The organism is Actinosynnema mirum DSM 43827 (assembly GCF_000023245.1).
Lineage (GTDB): Bacteria > Actinomycetota > Actinomycetes > Mycobacteriales > Pseudonocardiaceae > Actinosynnema > Actinosynnema mirum.
Map to the genome: position 1 here is coordinate 3495915 of NC_013093.1, position 20096 is coordinate 3516010.

Genomic DNA, 20096 nt, shown 5'->3' on the forward strand with positions numbered 1-20096 from the left:
TCACCACGTCGGGCGGCGAGTTGTCGTCGTCCCTTGTGGATGGTGTTGGCTTAGCGGGTGACCACGAGGTTTACCCATGTCCCCTGAGCAGAGCGCCGCGGCGCCCCTGCCCGCACCCGAGGCGGGACCCGCACCCGACGGCGAACGTCCCCCCGGCGCACGAACCCCGAGCGACGACCGGCCCGGCGCCGAGCGGCCTGACAGCGAGCAGTCCAGTGATCACCAGCCCGGCGGTGACCGGTCCGCCCGTGGCCGGGAGGCGGGCGTCGAAGCGCCCGGCCGGGCCCTGTTGCGCGACGTGTTCCGGCGGAACGCCCGGTCCACCGCGCTCGGGTGCGCGTTGTCCGTCGTGCACCAGACCTGCGAAGCGCTGGTCCCGGTCGCCATCGGGCTCGCCGTCGACCGGGCCGTGTCCAGCGGGTCGCCGGCCGCGATCGCGGTCGCGGTGCTCGGGGTGCTGCTGCTGTTCGCGGTGCTCTCCTCCGGTGGCGGCCTGTCGTTCTGGGTGCTCGACCGGACGATCCTCACCGAGGCGCACCGGCTGCGCGTGCGCGGCATCGGGCGGGTGCTGACCGATCCTTCCGTCGGGCAGGACCGCCGGGCCGGTGAGCTGACGAACATCCTCACCTCGGACGCCCGCGCCACCGCCGAGTCGCTGCGCGTGCGGGCCCTGCTGGTGTCCGCCTCGGTCGGTCTGACCGTGTCCGTGGTGGTGCTGCTCGGCGTCGACCTGCTGCTCGGGCTCGGGGTCGTCGTGGTGCTGCCGCTGCTGGTCCTGGGCGTCGACCGGCTCGGGCCGTGGCTGGAGAACCGGGTGCAGGCACGGCAGGAGGCCGGCGGGCTCGCCGCCGCCGTCGCCGCCGAGCTGGTGCACGCCCTGCGCCCGCTGCGCGGCTTCGGGGGCGTGCCCGAGGCGGTGCGCCGCTACCGGATCGCCAGCCGCCGCTCGCTCGGCACCGCCGTCGACGCGGCCACCGCCTCGTCCGCTCTGGTGGGCGTCGGCCAGATCGCCACCGGGCTGCTGCTGGTCGGCACCACCGCCGCCGCGGGTCTGATGGCGCTGTCCGGGCGGATCAGCGTGGGCGAGCTGGTGACCGTCGTCGCGATGGCCTCCTTCGTCGCCGACCCGGTCCGCTACATCGCCGACTGCGTCAAGCAGATCGCCGTGTCCCGCGCCAGCGCCGACCGCGTCGCCGCGCTGCTCGCCCCCGCCCGCGCCGAGGAGCGCGCCACCGACCCCGAGCCCGGTCCGCTGACCGTGCGCTCGGCCGGTGTCGAGTTCACCCTCAAGCCGGGCGAGGTGCTGGGACTGGTGGTCGCCGACCCGGCCGTCGCCGACCGGCTCACCGCCCTGCTCAACGGCGCAGGCCCTGGCGCGTGGCTCGGCGACGTGCCGCTCGCCGACGTGGACATGCACGTGCGCCGCCGCCACCTGCACGTCGAACCGCACGCCGCCCACCTGCTCGGCGGCAGCCTCACCGCCGCGCTCGACACCGGGCGCGCCACCGACCAGGCCGCCGTCGACCGCGCGCTGGCGGCTGCCTCGGCCGAGGACGTCGTCGAGTCGCTGGTCGACGGCGACCTGCACGACCACGGCGCGAACCTGTCCGGCGGGCAGCGCCAGCGCCTCGCGCTGGCCAGGGCGCTCGCCGCCGACCCGCCGCTGCTGGTGCTGCGCGACCCGCTCACCGCCGTCGACGCGGTCACCGAGCACCGCGTCGCCAGGGGCGTGCACGAGCTGCGCCACGGCACGGGCGCGGGCACCGTCGTGCTGACCACGTCCCCGCCGCTGCTCTCCCGCTGCGACCGCGTGGTGTTCGTGGCCGCCGAGGTCGAGCAGGCCGGGACCGGCTCGCGCGGCGACGCCTCGCACGCCGAGGGCACCCACGCCGACCTGTCCGCCATCCCCGCCTACGCCGAGGTGGTGCTGCGATGACCACCGCCGAGACGACCCCCGCCAAGACCACCACCACCACCACCACCGAGCCGACCGAGCGGACCACCGAGCCCGTGACCCACCCTGCCCTGCCCGTGGCCACCGGCCGCCAGTCGGCTGCCGAGCTGTGGCGGGCCGTGCGCGCCCACCGCTCCGAGGCGCTGGTCGTGCTGCTGCTGACCCTGCTCGCCAGCGCGGGCGTGGTCGCCGGACCGCTGCTGCTGGGCAGCCTGGTGGACGTGGTCCGCGAGGGCGCCACCACCGGCGAGCTGCTCGCCCTGCTCGCCGTCACCGCCGCCGCCGTGCTGTTCGGCGCCGTGTTCACCGCGCTGGCCCTGCGCGCCATGGAGCGCCTGGGCGCCCGGATCTCCGCCGACCTGCGCGAGCGCGTCCTGGCGCGCGCGCTGGCCGTGGAGCCGAAGGTGCTGGAGCGGGTGGGCGTCGGCGACGTCGCCTCCCGCGTCACCGAGGACGTCGAGCACTTCGTCGCGGCCGTCCCGCTGGTGTCGTCGGTGTTCGGCGCCGTCGTCACCGTCGTGGTGTCCGCGCTGGGCTTCGCCTCGCTGGACTACCGGCTCGCGCTCGCGTTCTGCGCGGTGTTCCCGGTGTACGCGCTGGCGCTGCGCTCCTACCTGCCCAAGGCGGGACCGCTGTACGCGGCCGAGCGCCGGGACGCCGCCGAGCGCGGCCGGGTGCTGCTGGAGTCGCTGCACGGCCTGCCGACCGTGCGCGCCTACGACATGCAGGAGTTGCAGGCCAAGCGGGTCGAGGTGGCGTCCGAGCGCAACGTGAGCACGGCGCTGCGCGCGCTCAAGACGGTGCTGCGCTTCAGCGTGTCCATGAACGCCGCCGAGGCCGTCGGGCTGTCCGCGCTGCTGCTGACCGGCTACCTGCTGGTCACCTCGGGCGAGGTGACGGTGGGCGCGGTCACGGCCGCAGCCCTGCTGTTCCACCGCCTGTTCGGCCCGCTGGGGATGCTGCTGATGTCGTTCGACGACATGCAGCGCGCCGGTTCCGCGCTCGCCAGGGTCGTCGGGGTGCTGCTCACCCCGCAGGAGCCCGAGCGCGCGCCGAGGTCCCCGCGCGGTCCGGTCTCCCTGACCGCGCAGGGCGTGCGCCACTCCTACGACACCGGCCGCGAGGTGCTGCACGGCGTCGACCTGGAGGTCCCGGCGGGCACGTCGCTGGCCGTGGTCGGGGCCAGCGGCGCGGGCAAGACGACGCTCGCGGCGATCCTCGGCGGGGTCTTCCCGGCCACGCAGGGCCAGGTGCGCCTGGTCGACGACGGCGGCCCGGTGCCGGTGGGCGAGCTGGACCAGGACGGGCTGCGCGACTGGGTCGGCGTGGTCTCCCAGGAGACGCACGTGTTCGCGGGCCCGCTGCGCGACGACGTCCTGTTCTCCGCGCCGGGCAGCACGGACGAGCAGGTGCGCGACGCGCTGGCCGCCGTGGGCGCGGACGCGTGGGTGCGGGCCCTGCCGCAGGGCCTGGACACGCGGGTGGGCGCGGGCGAGCACCCGCTGACCGCCTCGCAGGTGCAGCAGCTGGCGCTGGCCAGGCTCGTGCTGCGCGACCCGCCGGTGGTCGTGCTGGACGAGGCCACCGCCGAGGCGGGCAGCTCCGGCGCGCGCGATCTGGAGCGGGCGGCCGAGGCCGCGGTGCGCGGTCGCACCGCGATCGTCGTGGCGCACCGGCTCACCCAGGCGAAGGCGTGCGACCGGATCGCGGTCGTGGACGCCGGGCGCGTGGTCGAGCTCGGCACCCACGACGAGCTGGTCGCCCTGGGTGGTCGGTACGCGACCCTGTGGGCGGCCTGGTCCCAGCGCTGACCTGACATTCTGCGCTGACCCGACTCAGCGCAGAGCTGTCCCGGCGCCGACACGCCCCAGCGCAGAGCTGTCCCGGCGCTGACCGTCCAGCGCTGACCCGTCCCGGCGCTGGCTCGCGCGACGACCAGCACGATGACCGACCAGCACGACGACGCTCGAACGCCGGTTCCCACGCGTGACGGGGACCGGCGTTCGGCCGTCACGGCCAGGCCAGGCCAGGCCAGGTCCGGTCCGGTCCGGTCCGAGTCAGCCAAGCCCAACCAGGCCCAGTCCGATTCAGCGCGCGCTCGTCCGGCGGACCAGCAACGGCCCGCGCCACCCGCTCATCCGCGCTCACGACACACGATCCGAAGTAGACCCCGGTGCGGACCCACGTCCACAGCGGGGCCTCCAAGGCCACGGCACCACCGGCGCGTCCCGAACGCGCCCGTGCAACCGAAGCTACCCCGCACCAGGACCGCAATGGCCTGCTCACCGCACGTTCACCCGAAAGATCAGGACCGCGCTCGCGGGGGAGAGCACGGCCCCGACCCGCCGTCAGCTCGTCACCGAGAAGCTGGTGGACACGAAGTCCATCCCGCCCGCCGACGAGGTGATCTCGAAGCCGAACTGCACCTCGTCCACCGTCACGTCCCCGTACCACCCCTGGGTGCGGATCCAGCGCAGCACCGCGAGCACGTCCACCGTGCCGGAGTTGGTGTTCGAGGTGCGGATGAACGAGAACACCGCGTTCGAGCCGTTCGAGCCCCGGTACACGTCCCAGGTGTGCCCGCCGACGCTCACCGTGGTCTGCTTCGACCCGATCGGCCCGACCGCGCCCTGCTTGTTGGCCCAGATCATGATCTCGTAGGCGTGGTTGTCCGCCCAGATGTCGTACGCGGTGGCGTAGGCCCCGCCACCGGGCCTGGTCACGTTGAACGAGCTGCGGAGCGTGCTCAGCGCGCTGAGCTTGCGCCCGATCGCCTTCGCCGAGTGCGGGTAGGACTTGACCCCGCCGGTGTTCGGGTGGTCGGCCCACACGCCCCAGTTGCTGTAGCTGTTGGCCCAGATGGTCTGCGGCCCCACGCCGCTGCCCCACACGTCGTTGCGGACGGTGTAGCCGCCGTTGGACCAGGTCCCCCACTTGTCGGTCGACGACCAGACCGCCGCGCTCGCCACACCGGTCGAGGCGAGGAGCGAGGCGACGACCGCGAACACCGCGAACGCGGCGCGAATCCTGTTCACCATGAACCACTTCCCCGGCGCCGTGCGCGACGGCGCTGCCGTGTCGGGGCGGCGGTGCGAGCAGTCTCGCAGCGTCCGGGACTACCGGTCAACCGGGGAAAACCCTTGTGCGCGAACGGGGTCGAACGCGGAACGCCCGCGTTCGACCCCGTTCGACCGGTCGACGCCCGAACGCCGGACCGGGTGGTGCTCGGGGCCCGCCACGCGCGGGGGAGCGCGCGCGGCGGGCGTCCACCGACCCGTCCCGCCCGGAAGGCGGCGCGGGTGATCGGTTGGCGCTGAGCCTAGGGGGCTGACCCCTCGGCGTGCCAACCAGCCTCGGCTAGCGCAGCGCCAGGTCCGAGGTCGGGAACGTGCCGTGCGCCGGGTTGACGTCGGTCTCCCCAGCCCTGCCGTCGCAACCCCGGTCGGGGTTGAACGCCAGGTACGTGCCGGACGAGCAGGCGATCGCGAACTCGGCGTCGCCGCCGACCACGACGTTGCCCGACAGGTTCGCCCCGTCCTGGATCAGCGCGTTGTCCCGCACGACCGCGTTGCCGCCGACCGTGCCGCCGTTGACCCAGCCCAGGCCCTCGACGCGCGCGTTGCCCTGCACCGAGGCGCGGCCCATGACGGCGGCCTTGGGGCCGACGTACGCGCTCGCGGCCACGTTCGCGGTGTTCGCGACCCAACCACCGCCGTTGCTGTGCCAGCGTCCACCACTGGTCGCCGCGGGCTTGACGTGGTTCGGCTCGAACCCGGACGGCGTCGCGCCGGAGACCCGGAACTCGTACGGGTAGCGCTTCGCGGCGTTGTAGCCGTCGAGGAACGCGTAGCGCGGCACCGAGTTCGGCGTGCCGGTGACGACCAGGTAGACCTCGTTCTCCCCGGACTGGAGCTGGAAGTCGATCTGCCCGTCGGTGGCCACGGTCACCGGCGAGTAGCGCGGGCTGCCGCCGTTGCGCAGCGCCACCATGCCGAACGCCCAGCCCGCGGCACCGGTCTCGGTGTGCCCCTTGACGCGCACCTTCACCAGGCCGCCGTTGGTGGTCGGCACCATCTTGATCTTGTTGAAGCCGTAGTCGGACGGCGCGGTGCGGGTGTTCATCCGGAAGTGCCCGGCGCCCGCGTCCACCGCCTCGACCAGACCGCCGTTGTACGCCTTGAGGAACCCGGAGCCGTACACGTTGTCGATGAAGGGCATCAGCGTCGAGCGGTTGCCGAAGTCCCACGTGACGTTGCGGGTCGCGTACTCGCCGATCCGCCTGTTCAGCTCGGCCTGGGTGATCCCGGCGATGCGCCGGTAGGTGTCCAGCGGGTGCTCGGAGCTGGTGGCCTCGTTCCAGATGCGGTTGAACATCGGAAGACCGTCGCGGTCCTTGATGTACTGCATCAGCATCCAGTTGCCGTAGTGGTGGCGGCTGGAGCTCCAGTACAGGTTCTCCGAGCGCAGCCAGCGGGTCAGGTCGCCCGCGGCCGTGGTCGGCAGCGCCTGCATGGCCATGAACTCCGCGCTGGTCTCCCAGAACGTGCCCGAGTACGGCGCGGTGAAGCCCACCCCGGAGCGGCCCAGGAAGGTGTAGTTCTGGAAGACGTGCGCCAGCTCGTGCGCGAGGCCCCACGAGCCGGGCAGCGCCGCGCCGGGCGCCACGTTGATCACGCCGACCCGGCCGTCGGTGGAGCCGCCGGTCGCCCAGGCGTCCAGCGCGGTCCGGTTCCAGGTCCGGGTGACGATCACGATGATCTTGTGCTGGGCGAGCAGCCCCGTCTCCGGCGTGAACTTCATCGTGTTCACGTAGAAGCTGTAGAGGTTCTCCAGCTGGGTGATGACGCTGTTCGGGTCGAAGTTGTAGGGGGAGGGCGCCGCCACCGGGTTGGCGCCGGACTTCTCGCCCCACAGCAGGATGAAGTTCGCGGACTCGCGGGTCCGCTCCTGCGCCCAGGGGACCTCTCCGGTCTGGGTCCAGCGCGCCGGGATGTAGACGCTCTTGGCCGCCGCGCTCGCCGCGGTGGGCTGCACGAGCCCCGCCGCGAGCACGCCGACGACCAGGGCCGTCACCCAAGCGCGCAGCGGCCTCCGCCGTCCTGATCTGCCGATCATTGGCCTGCACACCTTTCGGATCGACGCGGTCCGACCGTCCACAGTGGTCGGACCGATCGGGCGGGAGCCGCTGGGGGACGGCGGTTCTCCCCGGTGGCGCTCCGCCCGGCGGTGGAGAGCATGGAGGACGAAAACGGTTTCGGCAAGGTTTGTCGAACGGGTTAGGGGTGTGGTCGATCGCGCCCCGAACGTGGGCGGGCCGCACGGTCTGCGGGTCTTCCCCGTCGCGCGGGTTCGGGGGGCTGCGAGTCGTCCGCAATAGTCCGGATAAAATATTTTATTTGGACTAGTACAGTTGGACCTTCCGCTGACCGCCCAAAACCCGCGTGAGGCCGCCATGCGCCGGGACCCGCAGGGGTGTGCGCGACGAGGCGGGCGACCCGCTGGTCGTCGACTGGCGCGCCGCGCTCCCCCGCGCGTTCTACGAGGCCGCACCGGATGAGCCGTTCGGGGCGAGGGGCCGCCTGGTGCGCGCCCCGCTGGACCGCACGCTGTGCGTCCAGGGCGCGCCGGGCGCAGGCAAGACCGCCGTCGGCCTGCACCGGCTGGCCCACCTGCTGTTCTCCGAGCGGGACCGGCCGCGCGGTGTGAAGGCCATGCCGTGGTCCAGCCTCGACCTGGCACTGCTGGACGAGGCGGCGGCGTTGGTGGGCTGAGCCCGGTGGCCGCCCCGCGCTCGCGGGACGGCCACCGGTGTCGGGTCCGCACTCCGGCGGTCTCGGCCGGTCAGCGGGTCAGGCGGGCTGTGACGCCTCCACGGCGAACACCACGCCCGTCGTGCTGTCCAGCACGCACTGGTTCGGGTACTGCCGCTCCCACTGCACGGACGTCCCGTTGATCATCCCCGTGGCGGACGCCGTCAGCGGCATCCACTCGTAGGTGCACTGCGCCTGGTCGTCGACCGGCAGCGCGTCCAGATCCCCCGCGACCGCGTCCAGCGCCGCGCAGGCGGCCTGGCTGTCGGGGTGCGTGGACTCCTCGGTCGGCGGGCAGATCAGCCGCGCCTTCACGGCCGAGCCGTGGTCGTGGACCACCATCAGCTCCACGTCGGTCCACGTCGCCTCGGCCGCCGACGCCTGGGGCGTCAGCACGACGCCTGCGACGACGAGCGCGGTGAGCAGTCCGGTGGCCTTCGCGTGCATCCGCATGGGACTCCCTTTCACTCCGTGGTTCCGCACGGTGGCTTCCCCCTCCCACGGGACTGCCGTCCGGACTCACTCGGACGTGGGTCATCACACCGGGGCAGGCCCTAGCCTGGCCCGGTGGTCGACTACGAGTGGCGGGGACGCTTCACCAACGCCGAGGTCAACGCGCTGCACGCCGAGGGCTTCGAGCACCGGCTCCTGGACGACGACTGGTGGGGCCAGGTGGCCAGGCACAGCCTGGGCTGGGTGTGCGCCAGGAGCGGGCCGGAACTGGTCGGGTTCGTCAACGTGGCCTGGGACGGCGGGGTCCACGCGTTCGTGCTCGACACCCTCGTCACCGCCGCGCACCGGCGCACGGGCGTCGGGCGGGGGCTGGTGGCGCGGGCCGTGGAGGGCGCGCGGGAGGCCCGGTGCGAGTGGCTGCACGTGGACTTCGACGACCACCTCGTGCCGTTCTACTTCGACTCCTGCGGCTTCCGGCCCACCCCGGCGGGCCTGATCCCGCTCTGATCCCGCTCTGATCCCACCCGCGTGGGAAAACCGCTCGATCCGCCAGCCCCGCCGTGGTTACAGTGCGACGTCGGCACAGGTGGGAGGGGACATGCGGACGCACTACCCCCGCACCCCGCACCTGCCGTGGTCGCCGGGGAGCACCTCCGACGACGTGCGGGCGGGCGGGGTCGCGGGACTTTTCGGGCGCGAGGTCGTGGTGACCGAGAAGCTCGACGGGGAGAACACGACGCTCTACCGCGACGGCTCGCACGCGCGCTCGCTCGACTCCGGGCACCACCCGTCGCGCTCCTGGGTCAAGGGGCTGCAGGCCCGGATCGGACCGCACCTGCCGGTCGGCTGGCGGATCTGCGGGGAGAACGTGCACGCCCGCCACTCGCTGGCCTACGACGCGCTGGACAGCTGGTTCTACGGCTTCTCGGTGTGGGACGGCGACCGCTGCCTGTCCTGGGACGCCACGACCGGGTTCCTGCACGGCATCGGCGTGCCCACGCCGCCGGTGCTGTACCGGGGCGACTTCAGCGAGCGCCTGCTGCGCCGGTTGCGCGTGGACACCTCGGTGCAGGAGGGCTACGTGGTGCGCGCGGCCCAGGAGTTCGACCGGGCCGACTTCGCCCACCGGGTCGCGAAGTGGGTGCGGCCCTCGCACGTGCGCACCGACGTGCACTGGATGAGCGCCCCGGTCGTGCCCAACGGGCTGAGCCCGCGCGCCCTGCTGTGGGACCTGCGCTCCGGCGCGCCGGCGGACCCCGACGCGCTCGCCGCCACCACCGGGCTGCCGGTCGACGCCGACGCGCTCGCCCGGCTCGACCCCGCCGACGCCCTCGGCGACCGCCGCCTCGCCGCCGTGCTGGCCACCGCGCTGCACGCCGTCCCGCGCGCCCGCCTCGCCGCCGAACTCGCTGGCCTGACGGGACTTCCGCTGTCCCGCCGTATCGCCGACCTCGCCGGGCTGCACCGGGGGCCGCACCGCGAGTTCCCCGACGGGCTGCGCCGCTCCGGGCTGCTGCGGCTGGCCACCGCCGTCGACCTCGGGGTGCTGCACACCGTGTCCGCCGCGCTCGCCCCGGACGCTGCTGCCCGCGAGAACACCGCGTGGTCCGCGCTGCACGCCGACGAGCTGGGCCCGCGCCCGTTCGCCGAGCTGCGCGCGGGACTGCTGGCCGAGAGCGGTTCCGCGCTGTGCTGGGCCGATGGCCGCGACCGGTCCGTCGAGCAGGGGCGGGTGCTGGGCGTGGAGGAGGCGGTGGCCGCCACGTGGCGGCTGCGCGGGCCGCACCCCGAGCTGCTGCACCTGATCGGGCCGTCCGGCAGCGGCAAGTCCACGTTCGGGCGCGGCTGGGGCGAGCTGGTCTCGCTCGACGAGCTGCGCGCCGCGCGCGGCGACCGCTCCGACCAGTCCGCCAACGACGCGATCGCCTACGAGGCAAGGGGTCTGCTCGACGCGGCGCTCGCGCGCGGCGGTGACGTGGTGTGGGACGCCACCTCGCTCACCGACCAGCTGCGCGCGCCCGTGGACGCCACCGCCCGCAGGCGCGGCGCGCTGCTCACCCACGTCGTCGCGCTCGTGTCCGAGCGGGTGCTCGACGCGCGCGACGCGACCCGGCCGCACCCGGTGCCCGCCGCCGTGCGCGCCGCGCAGCTGCGCCGCTACAGCCCGCCGTACCCGTGGCAGGCGCACCGCACCTGGTACCTGGGCGAGAGCGGCGAGATCGAGGACGACGGGGGAGAGCCCTGATGCGCACCAGCGAGCAGGTCTACCACCGGGTCCGCTGGGACGCCCGGTTCGACCAGGCCCGGTTCACCTTCGGCGTCGCCCAGCGCGGGGCCGAGGTCAAGCGGGTGCCGATGGTCGTGTTCGACCCCGGCGAGGTGCCGTGGCACCGGGTGCTGTTCGTGGAGGCGGACGGCGAGGTGCTGTGGGACCGGGCTTCCGGGGTCGACCGGGTCGAGCAGTCGGCCGCTGGGCGAGTCCGGTCGGCGGGGTTGCTGCGACCACCGTTCTTCGACGCGGGCGCGCCGCACTCGTGGCACCCGGTCGACGGCTGGCGGCCCGGTTCCGGAACCGCCGCGCCCGGCGCGTCGCTGCGGGTGCTGACGTGGAACACGTTGTGGGACAAGTACAACCCGGAGCTCGTGCGCACCGCGCGACGGCGTCCGCTGCTGCTGGCCGAGCTCCAGGTCGCGGACGCCGACGTGATCGCGCTGCAGGAGGTCGAGCCGGAGCTGGCCGCGATGCTGGCCGCCGCGCCGTGGGTGCGCGAGCGCTACACCTTCGACACCGCGCCCACCTCCGCCGCGGTCGGCGACACCGGGTTGCTGCTGCTGAGCCGGGTCCCGGTGCGCGAGTCGGGGCGGCACGCGTTCTCCCGGCGCAAAGGGCTCGCGGCGATCACGGTGGAGACCGCGGCCGGTCCGGTCGTGGTGGTGAGCACGCACCTGACCAGCGACCACAGCGCCGACGGGGCGAGTCGCAGGCGGGCCGAGCTGGCTGCGGCGGCCGAGGTGCTGTCCGGTGTGGACGGTGAGGTCGTGGTGGTCGGGGACTTCAACGACGGCGGCCCACTGCCCGCGTCCGCGCTGGGGGCCCGAGACGCGTGGGTGGAGGTGCGGGGTCCCGGTGGGGCGCCGACCTTCGACCCGGCCACGAACCCCCTGGCGGCGCTGGGATCGCTGACCGGGCGGTCCTCCCGGCTGGACCGGGTGCTGCTGCGCGGGTCGGCGCGGGTGGAGGCGGTCGCGCTGGTCGGGGACGTGCCCACGGCGGCCGGGCTGTTCGCGTCGGACCACTACGGGGTGCGGGCCGATCTCGTCCCCGGTGTTGCGGAGGAGGCTGGAGGTGTTGGCGCGCAACGGGATTCCACGGGTCGGTTCTCCAGTTCCGCCCGCACCGCGCGCACCGCCGTGGTCTGGTTGCCGCCGCAGGAGGTCGTGGACGCGGTCGAACCGGTGCGCCGGTCCCACGACCGGGGCGCGGGGCGCTGGCCCGCGCACGTCACGCTGCTGTTCGGGTTCGTGCCCGAGGCGGACTTCGACGAGGCGGTGCCGCTGCTGGCGCGCGCGGTCCGGGACGTGCGGCCGTTCGACGTGCGGCTGGCGGGGGTGCGGGCGTTCGGCGAGGACGTGGTGTGGCTCGACCCGGCGGCCGGTGGCGAGGAGCCTTGGCACCTGCTGCACGCCGCGCTGGCTGCGGCTTTTCCCGGTGGGAGAAGGGATTTCGTCCCGCACCTGACCCTGGGGCGTTCGGTCGACGCGTTGTCCGACGCGCGGGCGCTCGGGGAGTTCCGGGGGCGGGTGGGTGAGCTGGCGGTGGTGTCGCGGCGTGGTGACGGGCCGATGGTGACGCGCGCGGTCGTGCCGCTGGGTGGTGGTGAGCCGCGTTGGGCGTCCGAAGTGGACACTTCCGGGCCTGTTGATTTTGGGGAGCGGGCGGAAGAAGTCGTGCGCTGGGCCCGTGGTGTGGGCGAGGTGCACGTGGTCGGCTCGCGGGCCACCGGGTGCGCGTTGCCCGACGCCGATCTCGACCTGGTCGCGGTGGTCCCCGGCGAACCCGGTCCGCTGCCCGGACTGTGGGTTCCGCCTGGGGCGCTTGACGTTCGCGTGGTCAACGGGGCACGCGGACCGGGGGTGCGCGCGGTCGTGGAACCTGGGCTGGGCGTGGACATCGCGGTCGTCGGCAGCGGGGGTGTGCCGGTGGCCGAGGCGGTGGCGCGGCGCGGGGAGACCGGGGGCGAGGTGGCGCTCAGCGCGGTCGGCGACGCCGAGGCGATCCGCGCCGCCGTGACCGGGCACGAGGAGCGCTTCACCGCGCTGGCCCGCGAGGTCAAGGCGTGGGCGCGGGTGAAGGGCCTGGACTCGGCCCCGTTCGGCGGGCTGCCGGGCGTGGCGTGGTCGGTGCTGGCGGCGGTGAGCGCGCGGGAGGCCGACGACGACCCGCTGACGCACTTCTTCGGCACGTGGGCGGCCTGGGACTGGCGGCGCGCGGTGTCGCTGGACGGCGACGCCGGGCCCGCGCGCGGGGCGATGACCGTGCTGACGCCCAGCTCCCCGGTGCGCGACTGCGCCGGGCAGGTCGGTGAGGACTTCGCTGAGCTGCTGACCGCCGAGCTGTACCGGGCGTGGGAGTTCCCGGAGAGCAGGCGGGAGCGACCCGAGCTGCACCGCAGGCACCGCGCGTGGGCGCTCGCGCGCGCCGACGACGCGGGGCGGTTGCGCGGGCGGGTGCGGGCGCTGCTGGACGAGCTGGCGGAGGCGGGCGCGCCCGACGCCCACGCCTGGCCGCGCCCGGTCGGCGGCGGGATCGCCGTGGGGCTGGGGCGGACGCCGCCGGACGCGGTGGAGCTGGCCAGGATCGCGGGGCGGTGGGCGGTCGGGCTGCGCGGCGGGAGCCTGCGGTGGCACGAGGGTGGTGGGCTGGAGGTGTAGCCGTGGCCTCAGTCCAGGCAGAACTCGTTGCCCTCCGGGTCGGTGACCACGATGAACCCGGTTTCCAGCGGTGGCGCGGGATCGGTGCGGCCGAGCCGGGTCGCGCCGAGCGCCACGATCCGCGCGCACTCGGCTTCCAGGGCCGCCATCCGCTCCTCGCCGCGCAGTTCGGGCGCGACGCGCACGTCCAGGTGGACCCGGTTCTTCACCACCTTGTTCTCGGGGACCCGCTGGAAGAACAGCCTGGGGCCGCGGCCCTCGGGGTCCTCGATGGCGGAACGGTCGTCGCGCTCGGACTCCGGCACGCCGATGCGCTCCAGGAACTCGTCCCAGGCTTTCAGCGGGTCGGCGCCCTCCGGCAGGTCCACGCCGGGCGGGCCGGGGTGGACGTAGCCCAGGACCTCGCGCCAGAACGTGGAGAGGGCCTTGGGGGAGCGGCAGTCGAAGGTGATCTGGACGTGGCGGCTCATCGGTGCGCTCCGGTGTGGTGGTGGAGGTCGCGCAGCAGGCAGACCTCGGACAGGTGGTGGATCAGCTCGCGCTGGATGTGCAGGACGAGGTCGGCCATGGGGCGTTCGGGGAAGGCCGGTTCCTTCTCGCCGACCGGAGTGGTCAGCGCGGTGTCGTCCAGGCCGCGCACACCCTCGGTCCAGCGCTCCAGCTGGGTCTCCAACTGCTCCAGCGCGCCTGCGGCCGTGCCCGCGTAGTCCCAGGTCTCGTAGGAGGCCGGGGGTGCGTCGAAGTGGGCCGCGTTGCGCATGGCGAGCACGCCGACGATGACGTGGCCGAGCCGCCAGGAGATGGTGGTGAACGGTGGTGGGACTGGCTGGGGGAAGGCGAAGTCGATGGTGAAGTCGCCCGCTCCGGCGTGGACGGGGGCTGGGGACGTGCCGCGCGGGCGCACGCTCCAGGCGTCCGGCGTGGGGGACCAGGAGTACTCGGCGTCGGTGAGGCCGGCGAGCCTGGTCCTGAGCTGGTTCTCCCAGTGGAACTCCCACTGGTCGCGCAGGGTCAGGTTCCAGTCGAGTGCGGGCATGACGCACACCCTGGCAGCGATCGCGGACAGGTGCTGTCCTCGTTGGCCGGGCTGAAGTTCACTCGTTCGTGAGGCTGTCCGGGGAGTGGTGGGGCTACCTGCGGATTCACTAAAATCATGAAGTGTCGGGCGGGGTGGTCCGGGTGTGGTGCGGGCGGTGCGGTGTGGTCGGTGGGGTCGGTGGGGTCGGTGGGTGCGCGGGTGGCGCGGTGATTCGATGACGGGCGGGGGTGGAGCGGGTGGAGTAGGTGGAGCGGGTGTCGGTCGTGGCGGTTACACGATCACCACGTCGAGCTGTCGGGGGCCGTGCACGCCTTCGACGCGTTCCAGTTCGATGTCGCTGGTCGCGGACGGGCCGCTGATCCAGGTCTGGGTGCGCACGCCGGTCAGTTCCGCGATCGCGTCCGGCACGCCCATGACGACCTGGGCTCGTCGGACCACGACCACGTGGTGGTCGGGGACCAGGGTCCACGCGCGTTCGGCCTGGTCCGGGGCGTCGTGGTCCAGCACGATCGTGCCCGTTTCGGCCACGGCGACCCGGCAGCAGGTCACCACCGCGTCGAACTCGCGCAGGTCCGCCAGGCCGGTGACCTCGCGTTCCGCGTCGGGCAGCCACTCCTGCGGGATGGCCGGGGCGGCCAGCACCTTGCCCGTTGCCAGGGAGGACAGGGTCTTGGGCAGGTCTGCCGGGGACGTGAAGGTGACGGTCGCCCGGTAGTCGCGCAACCGCTCGGCGAGCAGGTCCACGTCGCCTGGGCCGCGTTCGCCTGCCCGGCGGTAGGCACGGGGCACTTCGGTGGCCACGGGCTTGTCGCGCAGGGCCGTGCGGATTCTGGCCAGCACCTCGGTGCGGGCCGAACCCCGTGCTGGGGCCTGGCCGCGCATCGGGACCACCTTGCGCGAACTTGACGCCGTCCCCGTTTCGTCCTGCCCAGCCACGCCCGAGGGCTGTGCGTCCGGCTCGGTCGCGCCCGAGGGCTGTGCGTCCGGCCCAGCCACGCCTGAAGTATGTGCGATCGGCCCAGCCACGCCCGAAGGCTGAGCCCGCCTCACCTCGCTGGTGGGGCGCCCAGGCCCGGCTGTGCCCGGAGACGGCGCTGATCCCGCTTCGCCTGAAGGCCGCGCTGCCCTGGCCTCGCCCGAGGGGGGCCGCCCCGCTCCAGCCGTGCCCGAAGGTTGCGTCGCTCCAGTCTCGCCCGGAGGCCGCCTCGCTCCAGCCGTGCCCGAAGGTTGCGTCGCTCCAGTCTCGCCCGAAGGTCGCCCCGCTCCAGCCGTGCCTGAAGACTGCGTTTTCCCAGTCTCGCCCGGAGGCCGCCTCGCTCCAGCCGTGCCCGAAGGTTGCGTCGCTCCAGTCTCGCCCGGAGGTCGTTCAGCGGTCACCGTGACTCCCACCAGTCCTGGAACGTCTGCTCCGGTGGGCGGGGAAGGTCGCGGGTGTCCGTCCATGCCGCCAGTGGGGGTGGCATTCGGCCGATCACGCCCCGTCTTCCGCCCAGCAGCCTGCCCAGCCTGCCCGCGCGCAGGAACCTGCGCCACCGGCCCGGTGACGTCATCGCCCACGCCAGGCCGCGCATCGCTGCCGACTCCGGCGTCACCGGTTTCGCCTGCACCACCCGTTCGCGCAAGTGCACCAGCATCGACGGGATGTCGATCGCCACCGGGCAGACGTCGTAGCAGACCCCGCACAGCGACGACGCGTACGGCAGCGTCGGGTTGCGGTCCACGCCCGTCAGCTGCGGGGACAGCACCGCCCCGATCGGGCCGGGGTACGTCGAGCCGTACGCGTGGCCGCCCGCGCGCTCGTACACCGGGCACGAGTTCAGGCACGCCGAGCAGCGGATGCAGCGCAGCGCCGCCCTGCCGTCCGGGTCCGCCAGGGTCGCGGTGCGGCCGTTGTCCACCAGCACCACGTGCGCGGTCTGGCCCTCGGTCGGGCCGGTCCACACCGACGTGTAGGGGTTCATCCGCTCGCCGGTGGACGAGCGCGGCAGCAGCTGCAGGAACACCTCCAGGTCCTGCCACCTCGGCACCAGCTTCTCCACGCCCACCACGCTGATCAGCGTGCGCGGCAGCGTCAGGCACATCCGGCCGTTGCCCTCCGACTCGACCACGACCAGCGCCCCGGTCTCCGCCACCGCGAAGTTCGCTCCCGACACCGCCACGTCCACCGTCATGAACTTGCGCCGCAGGTGAGCGCGCGCCGCCTCGGCCAGCGCGCGCGGGTCGTCGGTCAGCGCGGGGTCCACGTCCGGCATCTCGCGCAGGAACAGGTCCCGGATCTCGGCCCGGTTGCGGTGGATCGCGGGCACCAGGATGTGGCTCGACCGGTCGTCGCCCAGCTGCACGATCAGCTCGGCCAGGTCCGTCTCGACGGCGCTGATCCCCGCCTCCGCCAACGCCTCGTTCAACCCGATCTCGGCCGTCGCCATGGACTTCACCTTGATCACCTCGCGGCTGCCGGTGGCCGCGACCAGGTCGGTGACGATCCGGTTGGCCTCCTCGGCGTCGCGCGCCCAGTGCACGGTCGTGCCGCGCTCGGTCAGCTCCTGCTCCAAGCGCAGCAGGTGGGTGTCCAGGCCGGCCAGCACCTCGTCCTTGATCGCCGCACCGGCCGCGCGCAACCCGTCCCAGTCGGGCAGCTCGGCGACCACCCGCGCCCGCTTCGCGCGGATCGTGCCGGTGGCCTTGCCCAGGTTGCGGCGCAGCTGCGCGTTCCCCAGCGCCTCGCGCGCCGCTCGCGGGAACGGCTCGCCGGTCAGGTTCCCGGTGCCGCCGGGCATCCCCAGGAACGTCACCGCGCCACCCCCGCCAGCACCTCCGCCAGGTGCAGCGCCCTGGTGCCGCTGCGCAACCGGGACAGCCCGCCGCCGATGTGCATCAGGCACGACGAGTCGCCCGCCGTGAGCACCTTCGCGCCGGTCGACAGCACCGCGCTCATCTTGTCCGCCAGCATCGCCGCGGACGTCTCCGAGTTCTTCAGCGCGAACGTCCCGCCGAACCCGCAGCACGTCTCCGCGCCCGGCAGCTCCACCAGGTCGATGCCGCGCACCTCGCGCAGCAGCCGCAGCGGCTTGTCGCCCACACCGAGCACGCGCAGCGAGTGGCACGTCGGGTGGTACGTCACCCGGTGGGGGAAGTACGCGCCCACGTCGGTCACGCCCAGCACGTCCACCAGGAACTCCGACAGCTCGTAGGTGCGCCCCGCGACCTCCTCGGCCCGCTCCGCCAGCCGCGCGTGCCCGTGCTGGGCGGCGACCTTCGCGTGCTGGTGCCGGATCGACCCCGCGCACGACCCTGAGGGCGCGACCACCACGTCCGCGTCGGCGAACGCCCGCACGTGGTTGCGGATCACCGGAACGGCCTGCTCGGCGTACCCGGTGTTGACGTGCATCTGCCCGCAGCAGGTCTGCCCGCGCGGCACGACGACCTCGTGGCCCAGCCGCTCCAGCAGCGCGGCGGTCGCCTTGCCCACCTGGGGGAACAGGCCGTCCACCAGGCACGTCACGAACAGCGCGACTCTCACCCCAGGCACCGTAGCCTGTGTGGTCGGACCACACCAGGGCGCGGGCGGGGGTTGCGGTGAGCGGATTCGGGGTGGTGCTCGCGCACGTGGAGGCGGAGCTGGCGGCGGGCAGGCTCGTGGTGGGCGGGCAGCTGCCGCCCGAGCGCAGGCTCGCGGGCGAGCTGGGGGTGAGCCGCTCGACGGTGCGCGAGGCGATCCGGGCGCTCCAGGCGCTCGGCGTGGTGCGCAGCGGCGTCGGGTCCGGGCCGGACGCCGGCACCACGGTGATCGCCGACCCGGCGGGCGGGATCGGCGCGGCGCTGCGGCTGCACCTGGCCACCCGCAGGCTGCCGCTGGCGGACCTGGTCGGGACGCGGGTGCTGCTGGAGGGCGCGTCGGCGCGGGCTGCGGCGGCGCGCGGGGACGCGGCGGAGCTGGCGGCGGCGGGCGAGCTGCTGGACCGGATGGACGCGCCGGGCATCGGCGCCGAGGAGTTCCACCGGCTCGACGCGGACTTCCACGTCGCGCTCACCCGCGCGGCGGGGAACGCGGTGAACACCGCCGTCATGACCGCGCTGCGCGACGCGATCCACCACACCGTGCTGCGGGCGGTGGCGGAACTGCCGGACTGGGCGGGCACGGCGCGGCGGCTGCGCGCGGAGCACCGGGCGGTGCTGGCGGCGGTGCTGGCGGGGGAGGAGGACGCGGCGGCGGAGCTGGTGACCGCGCACGTGGAGGGGTTCCACCGGGAGTGGGAGCGGGCGGGCCGCGGTGACCGGGGTGTTGATCACTGAAGTCTTTTCCGGCGAGATCGAGACGAGGGCCGGGAGCCGAGAGCCGAGAGGTGAGGGCCGGGAGGCGGCAGGCGAGGGCCGAGAGCCGAGAGGCGAGGGCCGGGAGGCGAGGGCAGAGAGCCGGGAGGCGAGGGCCGAGAGCCGGGAGGCGAGGGCCGAGAGCCGAGAGACAGGAATCTAGGGCCGCTGGTCGGGGCGAGGCGCGCCGGGGCGAGGCAGGGCCGGGTAGGACCAGCGAGGCCAGGCGCGGTGGCGTGAGGCGCGGTTGGGCAAGGCGAGGCAAAGCCGAGGCGGGTCGCGGCGGGTCGCGGCGGGGCAGGCCTGGACCGGGTGAGGCAGGGCCGGGCAGGGCCGGGCGAGGCAAGACAAGGCCGCGGTGCGGCGGGGCGGGGTGTGGGTGAGGCGGACTGGGGCGGCCCTGGGCGCCGCACGTGGGACTCAGCGAGGGGCGGCCCGTGCAGCGGTCGCGTTCAGCGCCCCCGGCTCGACCCCCGGACCACCAGTTCAGGTGTGAAGATCACCTGTTCGTGCCGGTGCCCCTCCTCCCGGACCTCCTTCAGCAGCAACGCCGCCGCCGTCCGGCCGAGCAACCGCCGGGGCTGGCGCACCGACGTCAGCGGCACGGCCGCCGCCGCGGCGAACTCGATGTCGTCGTAGCCCACGATCGCCAGGTCCTCCGGGATGCGCAGGCCCGTGCCCACGCAGTGCTGCAACAGCCCGAGCGCCAGCAGGTCGTTCGCGCAGAACGCCGCCGTCGGCCTGCGGCTCGCGGGCAGGCCGGACAACCGCTGCCCGGCCTCCCCGCCCTCGGCCACGGTCAGCGCCGCCGTCGGCACGTCCACCAGCGACGCCGACGAGCCGCGCAGCGCCCGCAGCGCGCCCTCGCGCCGGTCGCGGACCTGGCCGACGGTCATCGGACCGCCGACGAAGGCCACCCGCTCGTGGCCCGCCTCCAGCAGGTGCGCCACCGCCAGCTCGCCGCCGAGCACGTCGTCCACCGCGACCGTGCAGTGCGTCCCGCCGCCCCTCGTGCGGTCCACGATCACCACCGGGGTGCCGCGCGCGGGCAGCTCGGCCAGGATCGGGGCGCCGGGGTCGGCTGGGGTGATCAGGACGCCCTGGACCCGCTGCTGCTCCAGGCGGGTCAGGTAGGTCAGCTCGCGCTCGGCTCGGTTGTCGCTGTTGCACAGGAACAGCGACAGGTCGTTCGCCTCCGCCTCCTCCTCCACGCCCTGCGCCACGTCCGCGAAGAACGGGTTCCCGCCGTCGAGCATCACGTACGCCAGCGCCCGCCCGCGCCCCACCCGCAGCTGCCGCGCCGACTCGTTGCGCACGAACCCCAGCTCCGCCATCACCGCGTGCACCCGCGCCCGCGTCCCCGGACTGACCACGTCGGGCCGGTTGAGCACGTTGGAGACCGTGCCGACCGACACGCCCGCCGCCGTCGCCACGTCCCGGACGCTCACCTGCCGGTGCGCCGAACCCGCCATGCCGCTCCCACCGCCCGCCGCCGACCAGCTTGAAACGATTTAGCCGACCTCCCACGCTACCCCCGAACCTCCGGGTCGCCGTGACCTGGACCGCTGCGGCTTCACCATTGACCGCTGTGACGGGG

General features: G+C 74.2%; 16 protein-coding genes. 7 read left to right on the top strand and 9 right to left on the bottom strand.

The genetic code is table 11. The features are described 5' to 3' along the window. Positions 1-76 precede the first annotated feature (76 nt). Positions 77-1936, top strand: a complete 1860-nt coding sequence (locus AMIR_RS42745; protein ID WP_015801833.1) for an ABC transporter transmembrane domain-containing protein — start codon at positions 77-79, stop codon at positions 1934-1936. Further along, on the top strand, positions 1933-3765 hold the full coding sequence (locus AMIR_RS15130) for an ABC transporter ATP-binding protein (protein ID WP_015801834.1): 1833 nt from the start codon (positions 1933-1935) through the stop codon (positions 3763-3765). Before AMIR_RS42745 ends, AMIR_RS15130 begins: the two co-directional genes overlap by 4 nt. Before the next feature lie 537 nt (positions 3766-4302). Here the strand turns inward: AMIR_RS15130 and AMIR_RS15135 are convergent. Together AMIR_RS15135 and AMIR_RS15140 are read right to left on the bottom strand one after the other, a co-directional pair. Then, a complete protein-coding gene (locus tag AMIR_RS15135) occupies positions 4303-4992 on the bottom strand; it encodes a glycoside hydrolase family 12 protein (RefSeq protein WP_015801835.1) in 690 nt (229 codons plus the stop codon). A gap of 319 nt (positions 4993-5311) precedes the next feature. Continuing rightward, positions 5312-7069 carry a DUF6055 domain-containing protein gene (locus tag AMIR_RS15140; protein ID WP_015801836.1) on the bottom strand — a complete coding sequence of 586 codons (1758 nt, stop codon included), beginning with the start codon at positions 7067-7069 and terminating at the stop codon, positions 5312-5314. Positions 7070-7428: 359 nt separating this feature from the next. Here AMIR_RS15140 and AMIR_RS15145 point away from each other — a divergent pair, with 359 nt between their 5' ends. Then, on the top strand, positions 7429-7725 hold the full coding sequence (locus tag AMIR_RS15145; RefSeq protein ID WP_015801837.1) for a hypothetical protein: 297 nt from the start codon (positions 7429-7431) through the stop codon (positions 7723-7725). 78 nt (positions 7726-7803) lie between these two features. On the opposite strand, the gene AMIR_RS35745 is transcribed toward AMIR_RS15145, so the two are convergent. Beyond that, the gene (locus AMIR_RS35745; protein ID WP_049796848.1) at positions 7804-8217 is read right to left on the bottom strand and encodes an SSI family serine proteinase inhibitor; all 414 of its coding nucleotides are present in this window, start codon (positions 8215-8217) and stop codon (positions 7804-7806) included. A 114-nt stretch (positions 8218-8331) separates the two neighbouring features. Here AMIR_RS35745 and AMIR_RS15155 point away from each other — a divergent pair, with 114 nt between their 5' ends. From AMIR_RS15155 to AMIR_RS15165, 3 genes are all read left to right on the top strand, one after another. Continuing rightward, positions 8332-8724: a GNAT family N-acetyltransferase gene (locus AMIR_RS15155; protein ID WP_015801839.1), complete on the top strand. Its 393-nt coding sequence runs from the start codon at positions 8332-8334 to the stop codon at positions 8722-8724. A gap of 91 nt (positions 8725-8815) precedes the next feature. Continuing rightward, entirely contained in the window at positions 8816-10462 is a 1647-nt protein-coding gene (locus AMIR_RS15160) for an RNA ligase family protein (RefSeq protein WP_015801840.1), read from the top strand. After that, a complete protein-coding gene (locus AMIR_RS15165; protein WP_015801841.1) occupies positions 10462-13149 on the top strand; it encodes an RNA repair domain-containing protein in 2688 nt (895 codons plus the stop codon). The genes AMIR_RS15160 and AMIR_RS15165 overlap by 1 nt, the downstream gene beginning before the upstream one ends. Before the next feature lie 8 nt (positions 13150-13157). On the opposite strand, the gene AMIR_RS15170 is transcribed toward AMIR_RS15165, so the two are convergent. The 5 genes from AMIR_RS15170 to AMIR_RS15190 all read right to left on the bottom strand — a co-directional run bounded on the left by AMIR_RS15170 (position 13158) and on the right by AMIR_RS15190 (position 17708). Next, positions 13158-13619: a VOC family protein gene (locus tag AMIR_RS15170; RefSeq protein ID WP_015801842.1), complete on the bottom strand. Its 462-nt coding sequence runs from the start codon at positions 13617-13619 to the stop codon at positions 13158-13160. Further along, positions 13616-14185, bottom strand: a complete 570-nt coding sequence (locus tag AMIR_RS15175) for a DinB family protein (RefSeq protein WP_015801843.1) — start codon at positions 14183-14185, stop codon at positions 13616-13618. Before AMIR_RS15175 ends, AMIR_RS15170 begins: the two co-directional genes overlap by 4 nt. Before the next feature lie 273 nt (positions 14186-14458). Further along, positions 14459-15070, bottom strand: coding sequence for a LutC/YkgG family protein (locus tag AMIR_RS15180; protein WP_015801844.1), 612 nt, complete (start codon positions 15068-15070; stop codon positions 14459-14461). Between the two features lie 491 nt (positions 15071-15561). Then, positions 15562-16965 (bottom strand): lactate utilization protein B, encoded by a 1404-nt coding sequence (locus AMIR_RS15185; RefSeq protein ID WP_015801845.1) that lies wholly within the window; start codon positions 16963-16965, stop codon positions 15562-15564. Positions 16966-16976: 11 nt separating this feature from the next. Further along, positions 16977-17708, bottom strand: coding sequence for a (Fe-S)-binding protein (locus tag AMIR_RS15190; RefSeq protein ID WP_041836778.1), 732 nt, complete (start codon positions 17706-17708; stop codon positions 16977-16979). Positions 17709-17764: 56 nt separating this feature from the next. Between AMIR_RS15190 and AMIR_RS15195 the strand changes: the two genes are divergently transcribed. Then, positions 17765-18481, top strand: a complete 717-nt coding sequence (locus tag AMIR_RS15195; protein ID WP_041837827.1) for a FadR/GntR family transcriptional regulator — start codon at positions 17765-17767, stop codon at positions 18479-18481. A gap of 470 nt (positions 18482-18951) precedes the next feature. Here the strand turns inward: AMIR_RS15195 and AMIR_RS15205 are convergent, their stop codons facing one another. Further along, positions 18952-19971 (bottom strand): LacI family DNA-binding transcriptional regulator, encoded by a 1020-nt coding sequence (locus AMIR_RS15205; RefSeq protein ID WP_015801848.1) that lies wholly within the window; start codon positions 19969-19971, stop codon positions 18952-18954. Positions 19972-20096: the final 125 nt, after the last annotated feature.

Coding starts and splice junctions, on each gene's coding strand:
- AMIR_RS15165 (WP_015801841.1), top strand. CDS start 10,462: ATGCGCACCAGCGAGCAGGTCTACCACCGGGTCCGCTGGGACGCCCGG.
- AMIR_RS15160 (WP_015801840.1), top strand. CDS start 8,816: ATGCGGACGCACTACCCCCGCACCCCGCACCTGCCGTGGTCGCCGGGG.
- AMIR_RS15185 (WP_015801845.1), bottom strand. CDS start 16,965: ATGCCCGGCGGCACCGGGAACCTGACCGGCGAGCCGTTCCCGCGAGCG.
- AMIR_RS15180 (WP_015801844.1), bottom strand. CDS start 15,070: ATGCGCGGCCAGGCCCCAGCACGGGGTTCGGCCCGCACCGAGGTGCTG.
- AMIR_RS15205 (WP_015801848.1), bottom strand. CDS start 19,971: ATGGCGGGTTCGGCGCACCGGCAGGTGAGCGTCCGGGACGTGGCGACG.
- AMIR_RS15175 (WP_015801843.1), bottom strand. CDS start 14,185: ATGCCCGCACTCGACTGGAACCTGACCCTGCGCGACCAGTGGGAGTTC.
- AMIR_RS35745 (WP_049796848.1), bottom strand. CDS start 8,217: ATGCGGATGCACGCGAAGGCCACCGGACTGCTCACCGCGCTCGTCGTC.
- AMIR_RS15130 (WP_015801834.1), top strand. CDS start 1,933: ATGACCACCGCCGAGACGACCCCCGCCAAGACCACCACCACCACCACC.
- AMIR_RS15170 (WP_015801842.1), bottom strand. CDS start 13,619: ATGAGCCGCCACGTCCAGATCACCTTCGACTGCCGCTCCCCCAAGGCC.
- AMIR_RS15135 (WP_015801835.1), bottom strand. CDS start 4,992: ATGGTGAACAGGATTCGCGCCGCGTTCGCGGTGTTCGCGGTCGTCGCC.
- AMIR_RS42745 (WP_015801833.1), top strand. CDS start 77: ATGTCCCCTGAGCAGAGCGCCGCGGCGCCCCTGCCCGCACCCGAGGCG.
- AMIR_RS15140 (WP_015801836.1), bottom strand. CDS start 7,069: ATGATCGGCAGATCAGGACGGCGGAGGCCGCTGCGCGCTTGGGTGACG.